Below are 2,459 nucleotides of genomic sequence, written 5' to 3'. Positions count from 1 at the left end.
GGGCGCGCCCAGCGCGCGGCGGTACAGCGCGTCCAGGATCGCCACGCCCAGGATGCCCACCACCCACAGCGCGCGCGCCCGCGGCGTGCTGCGCGCATACAGGAGGCGCACCAGCGGCGCGAACAGGTACAGGCCCACGATCATGTACAGGTACCACAAGTGGTAGTAGGGCTCGCCCTGGACCAGCTTGCGCGGCCAGAACGAAAAATCGATGCGGCCGTCGTCCCACCAGTCCAGCGCCGTGCGCCATGCCAGATAGAAGAATGTCCAGAACAGCAGCGGCGCGCAGATCCGCGCCATGCGCCGGCTATAGAACTGGCGCGCGTCTTGTGGTTTGTCGGGATCCAGCAGCAGGGCGCCGCTGACCATGACGAACACGGGCACGCACCAGCGCGCGGCAGAATCGTACAGATTGGCGGCCAGCCACGCTCCTCCGCCGTAGGCGGCCGGGTTGCTGACTACCATGGCCGCGCTGTGCAGCAGCACGACGGCCACCGCCGCCAGCCAACGGGCGGCATCCAGGCGCGCATGTTTCTCTTCGGGGTACGGCATCGGGCTCCCGTTGCGGTGTTTGCCTTTTCACCTTAGCAGTGGGGCACGCCCTGGTTCTGTATCCAGGGGTTAGAGGGCCTGTCGGCGGCGCAACAAAAACCGGCAGGGGCCGCGGGAGCCTCTGCCGGTAGGAGCCGCAAGGCGCGGCGCATTCACGGGCAGGCGCGGGCCTGCCTACGTTTTGTCACGAAACGGCCAGCGCCATCATTGCAGAACGATATTGGCCTGCTTGATCAACTGCGCCACGATGGGCTGTTCGGTCTTGATCTGCTTGTCCAGTTCGGCGGCGGTGCCGGAGCGGGGATCGATGCCCATGTCCAGCATGCGCTTCTTGACGGTTTCGTCCTGCAGGGTTTCGACCAGGGCTTGCTGCAGTTTTTCCATGACGGGGGCGGGCGTGCCCTTGGGCGCCACGAAGCTGAACCAGGCGGTCATGTCGAACGCGGGATAGCCTTGCTCGGCCAGCGTCGCCAGCTTGGGCTGTGTCGCCAGGCGGCTGGGGCTGGTGATGGCGAAGACCTTGACCTTGCCGGCATCGGCCTGCGGCATGCCGGTGGCCACCATGTCGAAGAACAGGTCGACGTCGCCGCTGACCAGGGCGGGCAGGGCCTGGGTCGCGCCCTTGAACGGCACGTGCAGGATGTCGATGCCCGCGCGTTCCTTGAAGAGTTCACCCGCTAGATGCGAGGAAGTGCCGGGGCCGAAGGTGGCGAAGGTCAGCTTGCCCGGGTTCTGCTTGGCGTAGGCGACCACGTCCTGGGTGCTGTTGAACGGCCGCTTGGGGCTGGACAGCAGGACCAGCGGTCCCACGCCGACCATGCCGATGCGGGCGAAGCCGTCGGGGTCGTAGGGTAGTTCCTTGTACAGATAGCGGTTGGTGACCAGCGTGGAGTTGGTCGCCATCAGGATGGTGTAGCCGTCCGGCGCTTCGCGCGAAACATAGGCCGCCCCGATCGAGGTGCCGGCGCCTGCCTTGTTCTCGACGATCATGGGCTGGCCCAGCGTCTTGGCCATGCGCTCGGCCAGGATCCGGGTCAGCACGTCGGTGGCGCCGCCGGCGGGGAAGGGCGAAACGACCTTGATCGGCCGGGCCGGATAGGTTTGGGCTTGAGCGCCCAGCGCCGCTGCGCTGAGCAGCAGGGTGGCCAGCAGTTTGAAGCTAGTGCGTAGCATGTTTTCCCCTTGAAAACGTGTGCATGAGTGGCGGGTCGGGCCTGGCTTGGCGCCGCGAGGCAGGGCTTGCCAGGTCTCCTTGGATGCATTAAATTCCGTAAAATGGAATTTAATTTTGTTATTCGAAATAAACTATAAAAACGAAGCGAATAGAAATGCAATCTTTTTCTGACGCCAAGCGCATCGCGCATCCCGCCGCCAAACCCGACGGCAAGGTCGAACTCAGCCTGCCTGCGCGCCGCAAGCGCGCCGCCGGCGCGGGCGAGGGCGCCAATTCTCCCGACTTCATTACGGCGCTGGCGCGCGGGCTGGACGTGTTGCGCTGCTTCCGCCATGGCGTATCGGCCTTGGGTAACCTGGATCTGGCGCGCTTGACCGGCCTGCCCAAGCCCACCATCAGCCGCATTACCTACACCCTCACTGAATTGGGCTATCTGCGCTATCACCCGGACACCGGCAAGTACTCGCCCGGCTACGGCGTGCTGGCGCTGGGCTTCGGCCTGCTGGCCGGGCTGGAGGTGCGCGAGCTGGCCAAGGCCTCGATGACCGAGCTGGCGCGTGCCACCGGCGGCGCGGTGGCGCTGGGCGCCTTCGATGGCGATGCCATGACCTATGTCGAAGCCATCCACGGTTCTTCGGCGCTGTACCTGCGCCTGCCGGTGGGCTATCGCGCCAGCCTGGACAGCGCCATGGGCCGGGCGTACCTGGCCAGCCTGCCGCAAAGCGCCTGTGAT

3 protein-coding genes are annotated in these 2,459 nt (G+C 65.8%); 1 reads left to right on the top strand and 2 read right to left on the bottom strand.

Annotated elements, in window-relative coordinates; all coding sequences use genetic code 11:
• Both VIR09_RS20585 and VIR09_RS20580 read right to left on the bottom strand, forming a co-directional pair.
• Window positions 1-552: acyltransferase (locus VIR09_RS20585; protein ID WP_332014532.1), on the bottom strand; the 552-nt coding region annotated here is incomplete at its 3' end.
• A 204-nt stretch (window positions 553-756) separates the two neighbouring features.
• Window positions 757-1,725: a tripartite tricarboxylate transporter substrate binding protein gene (locus tag VIR09_RS20580; protein ID WP_332014531.1), complete on the bottom strand. Its 969-nt coding sequence runs from the start codon at window positions 1,723-1,725 to the stop codon at window positions 757-759.
• A gap of 155 nt (window positions 1,726-1,880) precedes the next feature.
• Here VIR09_RS20580 and VIR09_RS20575 point away from each other — a divergent pair.
• Window positions 1,881-2,459, top strand: a 579-nt coding sequence (locus tag VIR09_RS20575) for an IclR family transcriptional regulator (protein WP_332014530.1), incomplete at its 3' end; no start/stop codon positions are given.

This window comes from Achromobacter sp. (assembly GCF_036567245.1).
Taxonomy (GTDB): Bacteria; Pseudomonadota; Gammaproteobacteria; order Burkholderiales; family Burkholderiaceae_B; genus Achromobacter.
This window is presented reverse-complemented; position numbering and strand designations above follow the sequence as displayed.

Bases quoted from the DNA above. Each gene is read 5' to 3' on its own strand.
- VIR09_RS20580 (WP_332014531.1), bottom strand. From the start codon at position 1,725: ATGCTACGCACTAGCTTCAAACTGCTGGCCACCCTGCTGCTCAGCGCA.